This window comes from Herbaspirillum sp. NPDC101396, assembly GCF_044767365.1.
GTDB lineage: Bacteria > Pseudomonadota > Gammaproteobacteria > Burkholderiales > Burkholderiaceae_D > Herbaspirillum.
In genome coordinates, this window is the sequence record NZ_JBIWNT010000001.1 from 501906 (window position 1) to 520436 (window position 18531).

The 18531-nt window shown below is 60.9% G+C and carries 15 protein-coding genes; 7 read left to right on the forward strand and 8 right to left on the reverse strand.

All coding sequences use genetic code 11. The annotated features are described in order from the left end of the window. Nucleotides 1-2: 2 nt before the first annotated feature. Nucleotides 3-1721 (reverse strand): methyl-accepting chemotaxis protein, encoded by a 1719-nt coding sequence (locus ACIROY_RS02325; protein WP_402339306.1) that lies wholly within the window; start codon nucleotides 1719-1721, stop codon nucleotides 3-5. Between the two features lie 253 nt (nucleotides 1722-1974). Beyond that, on the reverse strand, nucleotides 1975-2736 hold the full coding sequence (locus tag ACIROY_RS02330; RefSeq protein ID WP_402271622.1) for a DeoR/GlpR family DNA-binding transcription regulator: 762 nt from the start codon (nucleotides 2734-2736) through the stop codon (nucleotides 1975-1977). A 208-nt stretch (nucleotides 2737-2944) separates the two neighbouring features. Here ACIROY_RS02330 and ACIROY_RS02335 point away from each other — a divergent pair, with 208 nt between their 5' ends. Continuing rightward, entirely contained in the window at nucleotides 2945-3535 is a 591-nt protein-coding gene (locus tag ACIROY_RS02335; protein ID WP_402339308.1) for an NUDIX domain-containing protein, read from the forward strand. A 16-nt stretch (nucleotides 3536-3551) separates the two neighbouring features. On the opposite strand, the gene ACIROY_RS02340 is transcribed toward ACIROY_RS02335, so the two are convergent. Continuing rightward, nucleotides 3552-3728, reverse strand: a complete 177-nt coding sequence (locus tag ACIROY_RS02340; protein ID WP_402271617.1) for a hypothetical protein — start codon at nucleotides 3726-3728, stop codon at nucleotides 3552-3554. Then, nucleotides 3725-4870 (reverse strand): PepSY-associated TM helix domain-containing protein, encoded by a 1146-nt coding sequence (locus ACIROY_RS02345; protein WP_402339310.1) that lies wholly within the window; start codon nucleotides 4868-4870, stop codon nucleotides 3725-3727. The genes ACIROY_RS02340 and ACIROY_RS02345 overlap by 4 nt, the downstream gene beginning before the upstream one ends. A 406-nt stretch (nucleotides 4871-5276) precedes the next feature. Here ACIROY_RS02345 and ACIROY_RS02350 point away from each other — a divergent pair, with 406 nt between their 5' ends. The 4 genes from ACIROY_RS02350 (at nucleotide 5277) to ACIROY_RS02365 (ending at nucleotide 10748) form a co-directional block, all read left to right on the forward strand. Then, the gene (locus tag ACIROY_RS02350; RefSeq protein WP_402339312.1) at nucleotides 5277-5759 is read left to right on the forward strand and encodes a sigma-70 family RNA polymerase sigma factor; all 483 of its coding nucleotides are present in this window, start codon (nucleotides 5277-5279) and stop codon (nucleotides 5757-5759) included. Nucleotides 5760-5769: 10 nt separating this feature from the next. After that, nucleotides 5770-6834, forward strand: a complete 1065-nt coding sequence (locus ACIROY_RS02355) for a FecR family protein (RefSeq protein ID WP_402339314.1) — start codon at nucleotides 5770-5772, stop codon at nucleotides 6832-6834. Nucleotides 6835-6906: 72 nt separating this feature from the next. Then, entirely contained in the window at nucleotides 6907-9351 is a 2445-nt protein-coding gene (locus ACIROY_RS02360; RefSeq protein ID WP_402339316.1) for a TonB-dependent siderophore receptor, read from the forward strand. A gap of 92 nt (nucleotides 9352-9443) precedes the next feature. Beyond that, nucleotides 9444-10748, forward strand: coding sequence for a PepSY-associated TM helix domain-containing protein (locus ACIROY_RS02365; protein ID WP_402339318.1), 1305 nt, complete (start codon nucleotides 9444-9446; stop codon nucleotides 10746-10748). 69 nt (nucleotides 10749-10817) lie between these two features. Here ACIROY_RS02365 and ACIROY_RS02370 read toward each other — a convergent pair whose 3' ends face one another. Together ACIROY_RS02370 and ACIROY_RS02375 are read right to left on the reverse strand one after the other, a co-directional pair. Next, the gene (locus ACIROY_RS02370) at nucleotides 10818-11255 is read right to left on the reverse strand and encodes a response regulator (protein WP_402271601.1); all 438 of its coding nucleotides are present in this window, start codon (nucleotides 11253-11255) and stop codon (nucleotides 10818-10820) included. A 215-nt stretch (nucleotides 11256-11470) separates the two neighbouring features. Continuing rightward, a complete protein-coding gene (locus tag ACIROY_RS02375; RefSeq protein WP_402271599.1) occupies nucleotides 11471-12325 on the reverse strand; it encodes an HDOD domain-containing protein in 855 nt (284 codons plus the stop codon). A 219-nt stretch (nucleotides 12326-12544) separates the two neighbouring features. On the opposite strand from ACIROY_RS02375, the gene ACIROY_RS02380 reads away from it, so the two are divergent. Continuing rightward, nucleotides 12545-14944: a DUF3141 domain-containing protein gene (locus tag ACIROY_RS02380; protein ID WP_402339320.1), complete on the forward strand. Its 2400-nt coding sequence runs from the start codon at nucleotides 12545-12547 to the stop codon at nucleotides 14942-14944. A 15-nt stretch (nucleotides 14945-14959) separates the two neighbouring features. Here ACIROY_RS02380 and ACIROY_RS02385 read toward each other — a convergent pair whose 3' ends face one another. Together ACIROY_RS02385 and ACIROY_RS02390 are read right to left on the reverse strand one after the other, a co-directional pair. Next, the gene (locus ACIROY_RS02385) at nucleotides 14960-16078 is read right to left on the reverse strand and encodes a fatty acid desaturase (RefSeq protein WP_402339322.1); all 1119 of its coding nucleotides are present in this window, start codon (nucleotides 16076-16078) and stop codon (nucleotides 14960-14962) included. Nucleotides 16079-16171: 93 nt separating this feature from the next. After that, nucleotides 16172-16798, reverse strand: a complete 627-nt coding sequence (locus ACIROY_RS02390) for an OmpW family protein (RefSeq protein ID WP_402339324.1) — start codon at nucleotides 16796-16798, stop codon at nucleotides 16172-16174. Between the two features lie 313 nt (nucleotides 16799-17111). Between ACIROY_RS02390 and hemN the strand changes: the two genes are divergently transcribed. Continuing rightward, nucleotides 17112-18530, forward strand: a complete 1419-nt coding sequence (gene hemN / locus ACIROY_RS02395) for an oxygen-independent coproporphyrinogen III oxidase (protein WP_402271591.1) — start codon at nucleotides 17112-17114, stop codon at nucleotides 18528-18530. The last annotated feature ends 1 nt before the right edge of the window (nucleotide 18531 follow it).

Sequence of the window (18531 nt, forward strand, 5' to 3'; positions counted from 1 at the left end):
CCTTAAAACTGCTCCCACGAACCTTCATCATGCGCCAGCGCAGGACTAGGGCTGGCGATGGCTTTGCCATCCGAGCTTGGTACTGCACGCAGCGCAGGCCGCGCAGGAGCTTTCGGCGCGGAAGCGGGGCGCTTCAGCGTTGCCCTGGCGGTAAAGGACGGCGTGGCGACATTGCCGTCCAGTTTGAAGACGCTGACGGTCTGGGCCAGCTTGCCGGCCTGTTCCTGCAGCGATTGCGCGGCGGCGGCGGCTTCTTCCACCAGCGCGGCATTCTGCTGGGTGACTTCGTCCATCTGCGCAATGGCCCGGTTGATCTGTTCCAGACCGCTGCTTTGCTCCTGGGTGGCAGATGAGATTTCTCCCACGATATCGGTTACGCGCTTGACGCTGCTGACCACTTCGTCCATGGTCGATCCTGCCTGTTCCACCAGCTTGCTGCCCACATCGACCTTGGCGACCGAGTCGTCGATGAGGGTCTTGATTTCCTTCGCCGCCGCCGACGAGCGTTGCGCCAGGCTGCGCACTTCCGACGCCACCACGGCGAAACCGCGTCCCTGTTCGCCCGCGCGGGCGGCTTCGACGGCGGCGTTCAGGGCCAGGATATTGGTCTGGAAGGCAATGCCGTCGATCACACTGATGATGTCGAAGATCTTGCGCGAGGACTCGTTGATCGAGCCCATGGTGTCGACCACTTTTCCGACCACGGCGCCGCCCTGGACGGCGACTTCCGAGGCAGTCGTCGCCAGTTGGTTGGCTTGGCGCGCATTGTCGGCGTTCTGCTTCACGGTTGAGGTCAGTTCTTCCATCGCCGATGCGGTTTCTTCAAGGGAACCGGCCTGTTCTTCGGTGCGTGACGACAGATCGAGGTTGCCCGAGGCAATTTCGCTGGACGCAGTGGCGATGGTGTCGGTGCCTTGGCGCACGCTGCCGACGATGCGCAGCAGGTTGTCGTTCATTTGCCTGAGCGCGCCGAGCAGCTGGCCGGTTTCATCTTCGCTGTTTTGTCGGATGTCGGCAGTGAGGTCGCCGTCGGCAACCTGGCGGGCGACTTTGAGGGCCTCCGTCAGCGGCCGTGAAATGATGCGCGCCACCATGATCGCCAGCGTCATTGCCGCGACGATGCACAGCACCAGCATGGCGATGATCCACAGCCGTGCGCTGCTGTAGGTGTCGTCGGCCAGCTTGTTGGAGATGTTCGAGCCGCGCTCGTTGATGGCGGTCAGCTGATCGAGGAGCTCAATGGCCTTGCGATAGTTTTTGGTCGATTCGCCCTTCATGAGGGCGCGTGCTTCGACATTCTTGTTGTCGCGCGACAGGGCGATGATCTTGGGATGTTCCGCGACCACGACGTCCAGCATCTTGCTGACCTCCGGATAAATGGCGCGTTCTTCAGGCTCTGTGATCTGGCTCTCGTACAGCTTGCGCGATGCGGCAAGGGCTTCGAGCTGCTTGTTGGCGCTCTGCTCGATTTCCGCAAACTCCTTGGCGTCGGAGGCAAGAATATGTTGCTGCTCAAAGCTGCGGATACGCGAGGCCGTGAATTTCAGCTGCGCCAGGGTGCGGATGGTCGGCAGCCAGTTGGTGGCGATATCGGTGGAGGCGCGATTGACCTTGTCGAGTTGCCCGATGGCGAAAATGCCGAGGCTTGTCGCCAGCACGATCACGGCGAGAAAAGCGGCGATCAGCTTGGTGGCGATCTTCAAGTCGTAGAACCATTTCATTACGTTTCTCCCCGCTTTTTTTGTGAGTCGGCGCAACGGTTTCCCGGCGCGTCGGATCCTGTCCGCAGCAGCGGGCAGTTGCTCACAGAATTGCATGAAAGATAACGTTGCTCAAACAAACATCGTTGTTATTTGTGTATTTTTTGATAATTTTTCTTCTTGCAATCCAAAGGGGATATGCAGGTGCTGACAACAAGCTGGCGATGTTGCAGAAACGGTTTTTTGGACGATGCGACGGGAGATCGTCAGCGGTTCAGGCCAGCGTGATGGCGATGCCTTGCGCTTGGTAAGGCGCGATCAATTCGGGGGCGGTGTCGCGGTTGATCACGATGCGGCTGACCTCGGCCAGCGGCACGATTTCGAACGGCGAGGTGGTGTCGAGTTTGTCCGGAGAAGCCAGCACCACGGTGTCGGCGGCGGCGCGGCTGAAGGCGCGCTTGATGCCGGCTTCGTCGAAGTCGAGCGAAGTGATGCCGGTGCGCGGATGCAGGCTGCACACGCCCATGAAATACTGGTCGGCGCGCACGCGTGCAATCTCCTCGATGGTGCCGCTGCCCATCGCCACCACGGAATGCTTGAACAGCTTGCCGCCGATGATGATGACGTCGATATGCGCATGGTTGGCCAGCTCGACCGCGATCGAGGGGCTATGCGTCACGACCGTCGCCTTGAGATCGGGAGCAAGGTGACGCGCCAGCTGGACGCAGGTCGTGCCGCCGTCGATGAACACCACCTGGCCCGGCAGCACCAGCGCCGCCGCCGCGCGGCCGATGTCGGCCTTGGCGCCGGGTTCGATGTGCTGGCGATCGGCGAACATCACCATCGCCGGCGTGCCAAGCAAGGGCAAGGCGCCGCCATGCACACGCCGCAGCAATCCTTCCCTGGCCAGTTCACGCAGATCGCGCCGGATCGTGTCTTCGGACACGTCCAGTTGTTCGCTCACCGGCTTGGCGACGATGCGGCCGTCGCGGCTGAGCAGGTCGAGCAGGTGTTTCTTTCGTTGACTGGTCAGCATGCTGGTTTGATCCGATCTGATGTATGAGCTGGGGAGTGTACAAGAAATGCGTAAATTCGTGCAGTTTCATGGAATTAATCGCGACATTTTTGCACGAATATTCTTGATAATTCCTGATGTTGCATGATATTTTAAATAAAGCGTGCAATACCGGCATGGATGAATGCGGGTTTGCGGTCTTACGAATTCACTGCACAGGAGTAAAACAATGGAAAACGAGCGCGTCCGCATCCGCAATGTCAAAGTCTTGTCCGACGACTGGTACCTGCTCAAGAAGACTACCTTCGACTACCGCCGCGCCGACGGTGTCTGGCAGACGCTCGACCGCGAAACCTACGATCGCGGCAACGGCGCCACCATCCTGCTGTACAACCTGGAACGGCGCAGCGTCATCCTGATCCGGCAATTCCGGTTTCCGACGTATTGCGACGGTCACGACGGCTTCCTGGTCGAAACGCCGGCAGGTTTGCTGGACAATGCCAGCCCGGAACAACGCATCCGCGCCGAGGCGGAAGAAGAAACCGGCTATCGCGTCGGCGACGTTCGCAAGGTGTTCGAAGTCTTCATGAGCCCGGGTTCCGTCACCGAGAAGCTGCATTTTTTCGTCGGCGAATACGCAGCGGATGCGCGCGCAGGTGAGGGCGGCGGCAATGTCGCCGAAGGGGAGGATATCGAAGTGATGGAAGTGCCGATCCAGCAGGCGCTGATGATGATTGCCGAAGGCGAAATCGCCGACGGCAAGACCATCATGCTGCTGCAGTACGCGCAATTGCACCTGTTCGGCGCGGGGCCGAACTAAAGCAGGCGAATCAGAATCAGGACGGCCTGGCGACGCGCCACTGACGCCATACGTGGCGTGTCACGACCGCCACCGGAATGCCCAGGCCCAGCCAGCACAGCCAGTCCCAGATGCCGTCGCCGAAAATCCCGGCCGCCAGTCCGCCCAGCGACAGTGAGCCGAGCAGCAGCGGCATGCTCCATGTTCCCTTCATGCTTTTTCTCCAGATAAGCTCAGTGCCGATTCCAGTTTTGCTTCGCCGCCAACGACCTTGCTGCGCCGATGCCGTTTGAGCCAGACCACGAACCCGGTCACCGTGGCTCCCGCGGTCATGATGGTCAGCAGCGCCCACAGGATCTGCAGAGGACGTCCGGCGTAATTGCCGAAGTGGAACGGTCCCGACAGCAGCAATACCTGCAAATACCACGGCATGCCGCGCACCGCCGATACGGTGCCGTTATCGGCGTCGACCATGGCGATGGTGAAGACGCGTTTTTCCAGTTCGGTATGGCCGCGCAGGACCACGCCGTAATGGCGGCCGGTGGAATATTCCGTGCCCGGGTAGAACACGTAGGCGATGTCCTTGCCCGGCACTGCCGCCTGGGCGGCGTTGATGGCGCTGTCGACCGCGATCAGGCGCGACGGTGTCGGCCCCGGCAGTGTCTCGATCAGGTGCTGCAATTCGGTCTTTTGCCACAGACCGAGGATCAGCGGCGAGAACGACAGGAAGGCGCCGGTCAGGCCTACTACCAGCGCCCACACCATGACGACGATGCCGAACAGGTTGTGGAAGTCGGCATTGACCACGCGCGTGGTTTTGCCGAAACGCAGCAGCCCGAATGCCAGTTTGCGCATGAACGGTGCATACAGGACCAGCCCGCTGACCAGGCTCAGCACGAAGATGATGCCCATGACGCCCATGAACAATTGCCCCGGCAAGCCGAGGAACAGGTTCACGTGCAGCTTAAGGATGAAGCCGCTGAAGGTTTCGCCGGGAACGGTATTGTTGCGCTCGCCGGTGGCGCCGTTGAATTGGACGCTCTTGCCGACGGCCAGCTTGGTTTCGCCGGGCGGGCCGACGCGCACGTTGACGAAGTGTTCATCGCCGAAAAAGATGGATTTGGCGGCTTGTCCGGCATGCATGGCCTGCGCCATGTCAATCAGCGACTGCACTGATGGTTTGGGGCCGGCCTGCGCCATGGTCGCTTCGGGATGGCCTTGTCCCAGCCAGTCGTCGATGTCGTCATGGAAAATCAGTAGCAGCCCGGTCAGGCACAGCACCAGCAGATTAAGGGTGCAGATCAGGCTGGTCCAGCGGTGAATGGCATACCAGGTCCGTAACGTGGACGCTTTCATCAGGGGGTTCCTTGCGCGATGCCGACCGGTCGTCATGGGACAGAGCGAGGCGGTTGTTGTGATTGTTGTTGATTCTTGGGGACGACTTTTTCGTGCAGGCGATTATAGATGAAAATAATTCTTATTCATATTCGATTGATTCGCTATAAATCAGTAGTGAATAGCAGGCATTGTTGTGGCGTTGATAGTGGACATAGAAGGTTGGAGTGTTGGCAAAGTGAAAATCCGCCGATGTTAAAACTTGTCATGGAGGCAACAGGAAATGTGCTTTTCCGCTGAAAGCCGCTGTAGAAGGGGGTCTTTACATCTACGGAGATTGTGACGTGGTATCGGCATGGATTAAAATAAGAATCATTCTTATTAATTCGGATCCTTCGCCGTGGCCGAATCCACCTTTCAGCCGGACATGCATTCCTTTTACAGCAGCCATCACGGCTGGCTGTACGGTTGGCTGCGCAAGAAGCTGGGCTGCGCGCATAACGCCGCCGACGTCGCGCAGGATACTTTCATGCGCATCATCGCCTCGCGCGACGCCTTGCTTGGCGTGCAGGAGCCGCGCGCCTACCTGACTGCCACAGCCAAACGGCTGATGCTGGACCGGGCGCGCCGGCAAGTCATCGAACAATCCTATCTGGCGGAACTGGCGCTGACCATGGAGCACGCCGAAGGCTACCCGAGTCCCGAAGAAATCCTGCTCGCCGTGGAAGCGCTTGAGCAGATCAGCGCCGCACTGCAGGCCGTCGCCGCCAAGGCGCGGGATGCCTTCCTGCTGCATTACCTGGAGGGGCAGACGCAGGCGGAGGTGGCGCTCGCGCTCGGCGTGTCCACCCGCATGGTGGGCAAGTATCTGGTGCAGGTGCTGGTCAAATGCAGGCTGGAGCGAGCATGAGGCGAGACCTGTGAAGCGCGACCTCGAATTCGACGCGGACACTGCGCAAGAAGAGCGCATCGCCGAGCACGCAGCACAGTGGATCGTCCAACTGAGCGCTGACGACGAAGCGCTTCGCATCACTGCGCAACGCGACTTCGACGCCTGGAAGAACGCCGATCCGCGCCACGCCGTTATGGCTGCGCGGGTGGAAGGTTTCATCAGTCGCGTGCAAGGCTTGCGCGGTACGGACGGCAATCAACGGCAACCGGCGCGCGCCGCGCTTGAAGCCACTTTTTCGCTCCAGCAAAAACGCAGCGGCCGCATCAAACAGGTCAAACGCATAGGCGCCGCCGTGGCGATTGCAATGGCGCTGGGTTTGCCGGCATGGCTTGCGGTGCGGGTATTTCCGCCGGCTTACCTGACCGCAGACCTGCGCACCGCCACCGGCAAATGGGAAACCCGGGTGCTGGCCGATGGCAGCAGCATCACCCTGAACAGCGCCAGCGCGGTCAACCTGCATTTCAACGCCGCACGCCGGACGCTGGAACTGGTGCAGGGAGAAATCCTGCTCGACGTCGCCAAGGATTCCGAACGTCCTTTCGTGGTGGAGACTGCGCATGGCAGCGTTCGCGCTCTCGGAACGCGCTTCGTGGTCAGCCGCGAGGCTGACGCCACGGTGCTCAGCATGCTGGAGTCGCGCGTTGAAGTGCGCGCGGCGCGTCAAAATCCCGATCATCCGACGGTGGTGGCGGCCGGCCAGCGCATACGCTTCACTGCCGACAACATCGGCTCGATTGAAGACATCGACGCCCGCAGTCTTGCCGACGCCTGGAAATTCCATCAACTGGTGGTGCGCAACCAGCGCCTGCCCGACGTGCTCGACGCGCTGGACCGCTATCGTCCCGGCACCATCAGCTACAACCGCGAGCAGATCGCCCGCATCAATGTGTCGGCAGTGCTGCCGCTGGACGACACCGGCCGCGCGCTGCAATTGTTGGGCAATAACTTCCCGGCGCTGCGCATACGGACCTTGTCGCCGTATCTGGTGCGCGTGGATGCGCCCGCCGTGCCTGATGAATCTGCGGCGCGCTGAGCGATGGAAGATTTTTTCAACTTATTTTTCAAACAGTAGTTCCACTTTTCGTTTTTCGTGCGTCAAGCGGGTATGACCAACGAAAAGGAAGTCTCCACCATGCAGCACCATGACGTTCATCCACAGCACCGGCATACAACCCGGGCATCTTCCCGTTTCAACCTGCGACCGCTGGCGTTTGCGGTCCGGATCAGCCTGCCGGCTCTGCTTTTGAGCGGCGCGGCAATGCAGGCGCACGCGCAAACCGCAGCGCAGACGATTTCCTACGACGTCCCGGCGGGCCCGCTGGCCGATGCATTGAATCGCTATGCGCAGCAATCGGGCATCTCGATTGCGATCGATGCCGACAAGGTTGCGGGCAAGCAAAGCGCCGGCATCCGCGGCAGCTACGGCGTGGACGAGGGTTTCCGCGTGCTGCTGCGCGATACGGGATATGAGATGCGCAAGACGGATGCAGGTTATGTACTGGTCGCGCCAACTGCAGACAACCGCAGCAGCGGCAGTCTGCCGGCTGTGAGCGTGACGGCGGCGGCCGACAGCGGCCTGCATCTCAACGAACGCGTGACCAGCGGTGCGCTCGGTACGCGATCGCAACTGGACACGCCGTTTTCGATGGCCGTGATCAAAGCCGACGACCTGGCCGAGCGCCAGGTCACCAAGCTGGGCGACGTGTTTGCGCTGGACGCCTCGGTTACCGACAACAGCGGCGGCTACAGCAGCTGGGCCAGCTATGTGACCGTGCGCGGCCTGCCGCTGGACTGGCAGAACGCTTACCGCATCGACGGCCGCCCGTTCATGAGCTATGCGATCACCTTGCCGTATGAGCACTTCGAGCAGATCGACCTGCTCAAGGGTTCGTCGGGCTATATGTACGGTTTCGGCGCGCCGGGCGGCATGATCAATTACGTCACCAAGCGTCCGACCGATGAGCCGGTGCGCAGCGTCGAAGTCGGTTTCAAGTCGAACAACATCTGGAGCGAGCATGTCGACCTCGGCGGACGCTTCGGCCAGGACGGCATGTTCGGCTACCGCGTCAACGCCACGCACGAGCAGGGCCGCACCTTCAACGAGGGCAAGGTGCGCCGCGACACGCTGTCGCTGGCGCTGGACGCGCGCCTCACGCGCGACCTGACCTGGGACTTCCAGTCCATGTATCACAACCGCAACTCGGAAAACCAGACCCCTTCGATCAGCACCAGCAAGCTGACCGGCAACGTCCTGCCGGGCGTGCCGGCCGGCGACGACCAGTCGTTGCAGGGCCGCGGCCAGCATCTGAACACCAACTTCCAGTTCTATTCGACCGGCCTGAAGTACGCCATCAATCCCGACTGGAAGCTAAGCCTGAACTACAGCCACAGCACCTCGCGCCGCAGCCGCAACGAGTCGTCGCTGTATCTGGCCAACGCAGCCGGCGATTACGGCGATACGCGTTCGGACAGCCGCGAAGGACATACTTTCGACTACTGGCAGGGCGTTCTCGAAGGCAAGGCGAAGACCGGCTTCATCGACCACCAGATGGTGTTCGGCGCCTCCTGGCAAAAGCAGGTCAACGACTACACCATCAGCAGCTTTTACCAGTCCATCGGCAACGGCAACCTGTATCGCCAGAACACCAACGATTACGTCAGCGCGACCGACCTGCGTACTTACCACGACTCGGATATCAGACAGCAGTCGCTGTTTGCCAGCGATACGCTGACATTCTCCGAACAATGGTCGTTGCTGGCCGGCCTGCGTTACACCAATTTCGAGCAGAACAGCTACGGTCTGACCGGCGCGCGCACCGCGCAGTACAAGAAGGATGGCGTCGTCACGCCGACCGTGGCGCTGATGTTCAAGCCCGAACCGAACACCACGATCTACACCAGCTACGTCGAATCGCTGGAGCAGGGCGGTATTCCGACCATCGACAATTCCAATTACCGCAGCACGCTCAATCCGCTCACCAGCAAGCAATATGAATTCGGCGTGAAAACCGAACAGGACCGCTGGAGCGCCACGGCTGCGCTGTTCCGCATCGAGCGCGGCGCCGAGTACACCAATACCGTCACCAAGGCGCTGGTGCAGGACGGCGAGTCGGTCTACCAGGGCCTGGAGCTGGGCGCAGGCGTGAAGCTGGGGCACGACTGGAAAGTGTCCAGCAACCTGATGTTCCTCGACAGCAAATACAAGAAGGGACTCACTTATAATGGCAACCGTGTCGCCGGCGCCCCCGATTTTGTCGCCGCCGGACAGGTGGTTTATCAGGTGCCGCAGATCAGCGGCCTGAAACTGTCGACCGACGCCAAGTACACCGGCACCACCATGCTGCGCGCCGCCAACGATATCAAGCTGGCCGGCTATACGCTGTTCAACGTGGGCGCCAACTACACCACCCGCATCGGCAAGTTCGACACGACATTCCGTGCGGCCGTCAATAACATTACGGACAAACGTTACTGGGAATACCAGTACGAAAACTGGATCAAGCCGGGCGATCCGCGTACCTTCAGCCTTAGCGCCAAGGTGGATTTCTGATCCATTTGCAACGCGGTTGAATAGTTAACCTGCCGGCGGTCTTGCTTCGATACCGAAGCAGGGCCGCTCAGGCATTTTTTGAAGCGACTTTTATGCGTGCTGTTCTCGTCCTCCTTCATCGCTGGTTCGGTCTCGGCGTGGCCGTGTTCCTGTTCATTTCAGGCGCCACCGGCGCGATCATTTCGTGGGATCACGAGCTCGATGCCGCGCTCAATCCGACCTTGTTCCACGCCAACAGCGCCAACCCCGGCAACGTAGCCGGCACGCCCAAACCGGGCCTGGAACTGGCAAACATCATTGAGGCGCGCGAGCCGAAGCTGCGCGTCACCTACGTGATGAACGAGAGCGAGCCCGGCCACACCAGCAGCATGATGGTCGAGCCGCGTCTTGATCCGGCCACCGGCAAGCCATATGAGCTGAGCTACAACCAGATCGCAGTCGACCCCGTCACCGCCGAAATCCAGGGCAAGCGCATGTGGGGCGCAATTTCGCTGAGTCCGGAAAACCTGCTGCCGTTTCTCTACAAGTTGCACTACACCATGCATCTGCCCGAGATCGGCGGGATCGAATTGGGCATTTGGCTGATGGGCATCATCGGCATCGTCTGGGCGCTGGATTGCTTCATTGCATTGTGGCTGTCTTTCCCCAACTGGAAGAGCTGGCGCAAGTCGTTCGCGTTTCGCTGGAAGGACGGCGGCCACAAGCTCAACTTCGACCTGCACCGCTCGGGGGGCGTGTGGGTGTGGGGCTTGCTGCTGATCCTGGCCGTGACTTCGGTGTCGATGAACCTCAACAACCAGGTCATGACGCCTCTCGTCAAGATGTTCTCGACGGTCACGCCGACCGCCTTCGACACGCGCACGCCGGTGGCGCCTGACAAGGTGGTCGAGCCGAAAGTGTCGCGCGAGCAGGTGACACTGCTGGCAGTGGAAGAGGGCAAGCGTCGCGGCTTCGAAGTGCCGGCCGGCGGCGTGTTCTACTCCTCGATGTTCGGCCTGTATGGCGTCGGCTTCTTCGAGGCCGGCAACGACCATGGCGACGTCGGCCTCGGCAACGCCTGGCTGTACTTCGATGCTGCTACCGGCGCACCGGCCGGCACCCGGATCCCGGGCACCGGCAGCGCCGGCGACTTGTTCATCCAGGCGCAGTTCCCCTTGCATTCGGGACGCATCCTCGGCTTGCCGGGGCGCATCTTCATTTCCTTCATGGGGGCGCTGGTGGCGATGCTGTCGGTGACCGGCGTGGTGATCTGGATGCGCAAGCGCAAGGCGCGCGTGGCGCAGAAGCGCAAAGGGCAGGAGACGGAGAAGGAGAAATCAGGATCAGCCTCGCCACGACCGGCCGTCGCCAAAACGGCAAAGCAAGTGGACGGCCGCGAGAGCACATCCTTGTCGTAACACGATTCAGCTTAAAAAAAGAGCCGCATCAACCTGGTTGAGCGGCTCTTTGTCTTTGCTGGTTCATCTTCATCGCACCGGCAGGTTGCGGGTGGTCCAGTACGACACGGCGTCGACCACGGTATCCATCATCTGGCCTGCATCGGCGGCCTTGTACAGATAGCCGTTGGCGCCCAGCTCGTAGCTCTTGCGGATATCTTCGCGATCGGTTGAGGTCGAGAACATCACCACCGGAATATGTGACGTCGCCTTGTTGCCCTTGAGCATGCGCAGCAGGTCATGGCCGCTCAGGCGCGGCATGTTCAGGTCCAGCAGGATCAGGAACGGATGCAGGTCTCGGCGCGCGGTGTATTCGTGATGGAACAGGAAATCCGACGCCGTCTCGGGATCGTTGAACCAGGTCCATTTTTCAGTAAGCTTCTTGCGCAGGATGGCGAACTTGGTCAGTTCTGCCACTTCGGAGCTGTCGTCCACCAGAAGGATGTCGGATTGTTGTAAGTCTTGCATGCTCATCGCCTTCACAAAATAGGAACTCAACCTGTTGACTGAGTCCATCCACACCGGCAAAGCGCGATACGGCTGGCAACCGCTGCATCTCGTTTACCCGGTGTTCATGAAGCCATTTTGGCACGCACGTACAGAATGGATATCGGGCAATTCCTTAAGACATACTGATCGGTAGGTTTTGTGGGCGTTGTCGTGACGAGAGCACGTGGGCAGGTTTACTCCAGCATCGCATCCAATCCGGCCGTCAACTCCTTCAACGGCGGCATTGCCTTGTCCGGATCGCTCTTGCCGGTGCCTGCGGGGGACCAGCCGGAATCGACGCCAAGGCGCTTGGCCACAGCGGCCGGATAGCTGGCCGCCATGTCTTCGTCACTCAGTTCCAGCACTGCTGCACGTGCGCGCCAGGCGCCCAGGTGGACCCATCCGGCCATCCGGTCGAACGGCGTGGAGGCGAGCGGGGCGGGGATGTCCTTGAGGGCGTTGGAGAGCGTTTCGGGAAAATTCCAGATCTTCGCCAGTTCCGCTGATACGTCGGCGAAGTGGAAGCCCAGTTTCTCTTTTTCGAGTTCGGCGCGGCCTGCGTCGAGCACGTTGAGTTGCTTGTCCAGCGGCGCCACTTCGGCGGCCGCGACGGCATGCAACTGCAACTGGCCGATGCCATGCATCATGCCCAGCGTGAAGGCGGCGTCGCCGTTGTCGCCCTCCCGGTGCGCCAGCCAGCGCGCGGCGCAGGCGGTGTAGAGGTTGTAGCGCCAGAACTGCTGCAGCTCCATGCCCTTGGTGTTCTTGAAGGCGGCCACCATGCCATTGCCCAGCACCAGGTTGCGCACCATCACGAAGCCGAGCATGCGCAGCGCGTCGTCGACCGTGCCGACCGTGCGCGAGACGTGGAAGTAAGCTGAATTGGCCAGGCGCAGCAGCTTGGCCGAGAGCGCCGGGTCGCCGGCGATCAGGTGGGCGATCTCATTGGCGGAGATGTCTTCGGAGTTGAAGCTCTCGATCAGTTGCTGGACGACTTTGGGGACGGTTGGCAGCTTGTTGGGCTGGTCGACGAGGCTCTTGAGTTCCATGCGTTGTTCCCTTGTGTCAATACTGGGTATCGATATTGTGCGTGCGCGGTTCGTACGTGAAGCGTTCCTGCCGATTTCATCAAAACCGAAGCGAGACAGGTCTATGCTTCAATTCAACGAATTGCGGTTTTATTGTCGCAGAGATCAGAGGCTGTGATTGCGTCTTTCTCGGTATGATGTTTCAGAACATTGTATATTCCAACACTCAGGAGCGGACTCATGGCCACGCGCAAGACCCCGGCAGCAACGCGAAAAGACGAAGCAGCTTCATCGCAAGCCGCTCCTGCAGTGGGAATGCCGCAGATGGGCGACGTCAATGCCTACCTGACCGACGCCATGCAGCGCACCTACCTGTTCCTCGACACCTTGCTCGATCGTGGCAACAACTATCTCGAACATCTGGACCAGGGCACGCCTCCGCTGCTGAAGTTCGAGCATGAAGTGGTGATGGATGGCCACGACCTGCCGAACCCCTGCAACTACGCCTTGCTGCGGCTGCAGCCGCCGGCCTCGATGCCGGTCAAGCCCGAAGCGCGGCCGGTGGTGGTGGTCGATCCGCGCGCCGGACACGGTCCCGGCATTGGCGGCTTCAAGTTCGATTCCGAAGTCGGCATGGCCATGCGCGCCGGTCACACGGTGTATTTCGTCACCTTCCGGCCTGAGCCGGAAGACGGCCAGACGCTGCTGACTGTGATGGACACCGAAGCCCTGTTCATCGAAGAAATCATCAAGCGCCATCCGCAATGCCCGGCCAAGCCGGTGGTGATCGGCAACTGCCAGGCCGGCTGGGCCATGATGGCGCTGAACGCACGGCGGCCGGAGCTGTTCGGCCCGCTCATGATCGTCGGCGCGCCGGTGTCGTACTGGGCCGGCAGCTCGACGCTCAATCCGATGCGTTACAGCGGTGCTTCACTGGGAGGATCCTGGCTGGCGTCGATGACCAGCGACCTTGGCGCCGATCGCTTTGACGGCGCCTATCTGGTGGAGAATTTCGAGAAACTCAATCCCGCCAACACCCTGTGGAACAAGTATTACAACCTCTGGGCCGGCGTCGACACCGAAGCCGAGCGCTTCCTTGAGTTCGAGCGGTGGTGGGGCGGCTACTTCCGCATGACCGGCAGCGAGATCGAATCCATCGTCGAGAATCTCTTCGTCGGCAACAAGCTCGCTCGCGGCACCATGATGGCCGGCGACAAGGCTATCGACCTGCGCAACATCACCTCGCCGATCGTGGTGTTCGCCTCCTGGGGCGACAACATCACGCCGCCGCCGCAGGCGCTCAACTGGATCATCGACACCTGGGGCGACGAGCGCGCGATTGCCGCTGCGGGCCGCACCATCATCTACGTGCTGCATGAAAGCGTCGGCCACCTCGGCATCTTCGTCGGCGGCTCGATTGCGCTCAAGGAGCACGATCAACTGGTGACCTCGCTGGACGTCATCGAAAGCCTGCCGCCAGGCCTGTACGAAATGAAACTCGAAGCCAAGGCGGGCAAGGACGAACAACGCTGGGATCAGCTGGAACCGGGCGACTACACGGTGCATTACCAGCACCGCACCATGGACGACATTCGCAAGATCAATCCGGAAGGGCGCGAAGAAGAAGAAATGTTCTCGACCATCGCGCAATGGTCTGAATTCAACGCCAACCTTTACAAGACCTATGTGCGCCCGTGGGTGAAGATGAGCGCCACCCGCGAGATGGCCAACGCCATGGTCAAGATGAACCCTTTGCGCATGCAGCGCCAAATGTTCTCGGACAGCTTCTTCATGGCGCCGTTTATCCGCCAGAAGGCGGCGGAAGCACGCGCTGAGCGAGCTACAGTTCCCGAGGACCATCCGCTGAAGCAGCTGGAAAAGAAAATGGCGCAGCAGATCACCGACGAACTCAACCTGTACCGCGATCGTCGCGACGAGCGCACCGTCAAGATGACGCGGCAACTATTCGGTCCCACGGGACTGGGCGCATGGCTCAAGCCGCACGAGCCGGATGCCGTCGTCGCCCATGAGCGCGCGTTGCGGGAACTCGACGTCTATCGCGAAAAGGCGCTGGCGCACATCGCCGAAGGTGGTTTTGCCGAGGCAGTGTGCCGCATCGTGGTGTCGGGGATGATCTCGATCGGCGCATTTGAACGACGCAGCCTGCGCCTGGCGCGTCTGCTGGCGCAGCTGCCGATGCATGCGAGCGTGTCGCCCAAGACCAACTGGGTGCAATTGCTGAAGGATCAGGCGCGCCTGACGGCCGTGGCGCCGGTGGAGGCGCTCAATGCCCTCGAACAATTATTGCCCGATACGGCTACGCGCGAGCGTGCGCTGGCGGTGTCGGCGGCGGTGATGATGATCGAGCCGACGCTGGCCAATCCGCGCTCGGAAATCATCGAATTCCTGATCGGTACCCTGGGTGTCGATCCGCAACGCGTGATCGGGTTGGCGCGCAAGTTGACGGATGCGCTGGAGAAGCCGGAGGCCAAACCGGCGCCGGCGAAGAAGTCCGCCGTCAAGAAGGCGGTTGCAAAGCCGGCTGCAGCAAAGCCGGCATCGAAAAAAACGACAGCCGTAAAAAAAGCTGCCGCCAAGCCCAAAACAGCAAAGGGCAAGGCGACAGCAAAGGCGGCTTAGCGCCTTCGAAAATTGCTAAGCCGCTTCCACAACTGCTCTTTGCACGACCGCCCTTAACGGTTCGCTGGTCGGACGTCCCTTGAAGTCCGTCCAGCACAGGCGATCGAAGTCATACAGCTTGCAGCGCCGTGCGGTATCGAAATACCAGCGCCACGAAAATTGTTGGATCACGATGCGGCCCGGCAGCATCGTCTCCAGCAGCTTCTGCGCCTTCTTCAGGCGATACAGCGGCACGCTCATGTCGACGTGATGGGCGGTGTGCTCCATGATGTGATGCAGCGCCGCGCCGACGCCATGGCGGAAGGTCAGGTGCACCGTGGTCGAGACGAACGGTTGCGCCGCCGACCATTCCGACTTGTCCTGGTACCAGGCCACGCCGACGTGGGTGTGATGGACGTAGACCACGAAGCCGATCATCGCCTTCCAGAACAGCACCGGCACCACGAACGCCGTCAGCAGCAGTGTCCAGAACGATTGCCCGCCGGCCTGCGCGGCCCAGGCCAGTCCGCCTATCCAGATCGCGGCGGCGAAGGTGACCAGCACGCCGTCCCAGATGAATTCCGCACGGCGCGTCGGCATCTGCTTGCGCGACGGGAAGTACATCTTCTTCCACCACATGTCCACCGTGTAATACAGCCAGGGCGCCCAGCCGCTGCGGTAGAGGCGCTCGAGCTTCTGGCGCCAGCGCGGCAGCGCCCGGAACTCCTGCAGCGAATGCGGCTGCCAGACGAAGTCGAAGCCTTTCAGGTTGGTATAGCCGTGATGCACCACGTTATGCCCGACCGCCCACAGGCTGTATGGCGTCAGCGAAGGCATGAACACCAGCCGGCCGAGCCAGGTGTTGAGCCGGCGGTTGGCGGTGAAACTCTGATGGCAGGCGTCATGCCCGAGAATGAACAGGCGGCCGATGATGAAGCCGGTCAGCATGCCCAGCAAGACTTTTGCGACGAAGCTGTCGACCGCAATCGTCGCCGCCAGCGCCAGGCCGAACAGGCAGAAATCCAGTACCACCAGCGCAATCGCCAGCGGCGTGCTACGCGCGACGATGGGCGCCAGCCAGGAACGGATGACCTTGCGATGCGGCATGGGGACGTGCGGATCGACGGGCGTCAGTGTTGAATCATGATGCTGCATTGGATAAGACCTCAAAACATGGATGAGACGTTTCTTGCCGGTGTCGCATTCGGGCTGACGAGACCGCGTCGCGGCGGCGTCAGCCCGTCAGACTCAGAAGCGATAGCCGACGCCGACGCCGATCAGCCACGGATCGATCTTCACCGTGCTGAGCTTGGTGCCGTTGGCGGCCAGCACATCGCTGCGGATCTGCACTTTCTTGATGTCGAAGTTGATCAGCCAATTGCGATCCAGCTTGACGTCGAAGCCGGCTTGCAGGGCACCGCCGATGCTGTGGTTTTCCAGGCGGGCGCCGCCGTTGAGCAGGTTGACGTCGGAGATGCGCGTGTAGTTGATGCCGGCGCCGACATACGGGCTGAAGGTCGAAGCGGGCGTGAAGTGATACTGCGCCAGCAGGGTCGGCGGCAGGTGTTTGAAGCTGCCGATGTTCTGGCCATCCAGGCGCACGTCATGTTTTTGCGGATAGGTCAGGACCAGTTCGGCAGCCCAGTTGGGCGTGAAGAAATAGCTGATGTCCACTTCCGGGATGGTCTTGGAGCTGACGGTCAGGCGATCCGAGGCGCCGACGCCGCCGACCGGATCGGATTTGTTGTCGGGGCTGATGTTGACGGCGCGCACACGCACCAGCCAGGGGCTTTCTTGCGCTGCAGCGAAGGGAGCGGCGACAGACAAGGTGGCGACGATGGCGACTGGTGCCAGCAGAATTGCGATCTTTTTCATGATGGATTCCCCGCGCCTTCTCTCGATGAAAGCGCATTGTTGTGAATGAAGTTGCGACGCAGCGAAATGTACGCGTGATGACGGCCGCAAGATTTGATGTCGATCAAAAAGAGAAAAAGAAGCGTCTTGGGCGGACTCGCCAATCGGCGGCAATGCCCTGATTCATCAGCGTTTGCGCGCCTCTTGATGTAGGTCAAGGTATATGGGGGTGCGACTCCTTACACTTGCACCGTTTGGGTCGTAGTCCGTCCTATCTCATCTTCAACTCGCTCATTTCATTTTTTCGCTGCGACCAGCCTCTGGAGCTAACAACATGGTGGTATCCGCAATGACGATGGTCGCTGAACCGTCAGTCGAATTCGACGCCCGGCTGATTCGCAAGCTGAGCCAGTCAGGCCCGCGCTACACGTCGTATCCCACCGCAGACCGTTTCAGCGACACGTTCGGTTATCGCGACTACCTGCAGGCGGTGGCGGGGCTGCGCACGCGCGGCAGCCGCAATCCCTTGTCGCTGTATGTGCACATCCCGTTTTGTGAAAACATCTGCTACTACTGCGCCTGCAACAAGATCGTCACCAAGAATCGCGACAAGGCCGGCATCTACCTCAGCTATCTGAAGCATGAGATTGAAATGCAGGGCAAACTCTTCGACGGCATGAACCAGATCGAGCAGTTGCACCTCGGCGGCGGCACACCGACCTATATTTCCGATGCGCAGATGGGCGACCTGATGGCGCATCTGCAGCGCTGGTTCCGTTTTGCTTCGGATGAAGTCGGCGAATACTCGATCGAAGTCGATCCCCGCACGGTCTCGGCCGAGCGCGTCGCCAGCCTGCGCGCGCAGGGCTTCAATCGTCTCAGCCTGGGCGTGCAGGATTTCGATCCGCTGGTGCAGCGCGCCGTCAACCGCGTACAGCCGGAACACCTGACCATCGACATCATCAAGGCCGCGCGCGCACAGCGTTATCGCTCGGTCAGCATCGACCTGATCTACGGCCTGCCGGGACAAAACGTGATCAGCATGGCGCAGACGCTGGCCAAGGTCATCCAGGCCGGGCCCGATCGCATTTCTCTGTACAACTACGCGCATCTGCCGCACCTGTTCAAGCCGCAGCGCCGCATCCTCGAGGCGCAGCTGCCGGGCGCGGAAGCCAAGCTCGACATGCTGGCGCTGGCGATCCGTCGCCTGACCGACGCCGGCTACGTCTACATCGGCATGGATCATTTCGCGCTGCCAACCGACGACCTGGCGATCGCGCAGCAGCAGGGCCGGCTGCATCGCAACTTCCAGGGGTATTCGACGCATGCCGAGTCGGACATGGTGTCCTGCGGCGTGTCGGCCATCAGCGCCGTGGCGTCGACCTACAGCCAGAACGTCAAGACGCTCGACGCCTACTACGACGCCATCGACAAGAACGAACTGCCGATCGTGCGCGGCCTGCGCATGAACATGGACGACGTCCTGCGGCGCCTGATCATCCAGCGCCTGATGTGCAACTTCGAGTTGTCGATCGCCTCCATCGAGACCGCGTATCCGATCACGTTTTCTTCGTACTTCGAGGGGGAGATGGAGGGATTGCGCCGTCTTGAGCTGGATGGGCTGGTGGTGATCGACGAAGAGTGGATCACGGTCACCATGAAGGGGCGCCTGTTGATTCGCAACATCTGCATGGTGTTCGATCGCTATCTGCAATCGCGGCCGGACGAGCAGCGCTATTCGCGCACCATCTGAG

What these genes read in the sequence shown, in the direction of transcription:
- ACIROY_RS02325 (WP_402339306.1), bottom strand. Translation starts at nt 1,721, where the DNA reads ATGAAATGGTTCTACGACTTGAAGATCGCCACCAAGCTGATCGCCGCT.
- ACIROY_RS02330 (WP_402271622.1), bottom strand. Translation starts at nt 2,736, where the DNA reads ATGCTGACCAGTCAACGAAAGAAACACCTGCTCGACCTGCTCAGCCGC.
- ACIROY_RS02335 (WP_402339308.1), top strand. Translation starts at nt 2,945, where the DNA reads ATGGAAAACGAGCGCGTCCGCATCCGCAATGTCAAAGTCTTGTCCGAC.
- ACIROY_RS02340 (WP_402271617.1), bottom strand. Translation starts at nt 3,728, where the DNA reads ATGAAGGGAACATGGAGCATGCCGCTGCTGCTCGGCTCACTGTCGCTG.
- ACIROY_RS02345 (WP_402339310.1), bottom strand. Translation starts at nt 4,870, where the DNA reads ATGAAAGCGTCCACGTTACGGACCTGGTATGCCATTCACCGCTGGACC.
- ACIROY_RS02350 (WP_402339312.1), top strand. Translation starts at nt 5,277, where the DNA reads ATGCATTCCTTTTACAGCAGCCATCACGGCTGGCTGTACGGTTGGCTG.
- ACIROY_RS02360 (WP_402339316.1), top strand. Translation starts at nt 6,907, where the DNA reads ATGACCAACGAAAAGGAAGTCTCCACCATGCAGCACCATGACGTTCAT.
- ACIROY_RS02365 (WP_402339318.1), top strand. Translation starts at nt 9,444, where the DNA reads ATGCGTGCTGTTCTCGTCCTCCTTCATCGCTGGTTCGGTCTCGGCGTG.
- ACIROY_RS02370 (WP_402271601.1), bottom strand. Translation starts at nt 11,255, where the DNA reads ATGCAAGACTTACAACAATCCGACATCCTTCTGGTGGACGACAGCTCC.
- ACIROY_RS02375 (WP_402271599.1), bottom strand. Translation starts at nt 12,325, where the DNA reads ATGGAACTCAAGAGCCTCGTCGACCAGCCCAACAAGCTGCCAACCGTC.
- ACIROY_RS02380 (WP_402339320.1), top strand. Translation starts at nt 12,545, where the DNA reads ATGGCCACGCGCAAGACCCCGGCAGCAACGCGAAAAGACGAAGCAGCT.
- ACIROY_RS02385 (WP_402339322.1), bottom strand. Translation starts at nt 16,078, where the DNA reads ATGCAGCATCATGATTCAACACTGACGCCCGTCGATCCGCACGTCCCC.
- ACIROY_RS02390 (WP_402339324.1), bottom strand. Translation starts at nt 16,798, where the DNA reads ATGAAAAAGATCGCAATTCTGCTGGCACCAGTCGCCATCGTCGCCACC.
- hemN (WP_402271591.1), top strand. Translation starts at nt 17,112, where the DNA reads ATGGTGGTATCCGCAATGACGATGGTCGCTGAACCGTCAGTCGAATTC.